The organism is Mesorhizobium sp. Arg314, from assembly GCF_053714275.1.
Genome location: NZ_JBSKBP010000365.1, coordinates 1 through 253, shown reverse-complemented (window position 1 = coordinate 253; position 253 = coordinate 1). Strand labels below are relative to the sequence as shown.

Here is a 253-nt window from a genome sequence, read left to right as displayed (position 1 = left end):
GGGTTGGCGGTGATTGGTGCAGGTGCGCGATCAAATTGCTGCCAGCTCCCCATTACCGGCTTTGCCCATAAGGCAGGTAATGGGTGACGCCCATTACCTGCCGCAACCGGCACTGTCCAAAGTGCCAGGGCGCGGCCGCGCGGACATGGCTTGCCGAGCGCGAAGCCGACCTGCTCCCGGTCGGCTACTTCCACGTCGTGTTCACGCTGCCCGCCGAGGTCGCCGACATCGCCTTCCAGAACAAGGCGCTGGT

General features: G+C 64.8%; 1 pseudogene. It reads left to right on the top strand.

What is annotated here, in order from left to right:
- Nucleotides 1-95 precede the first annotated feature (95 nt).
- A pseudogene (locus tag ACWGS9_RS35885) lies at nt 96-253 on the top strand (transposase zinc-binding domain-containing protein); the annotation flags it as partial.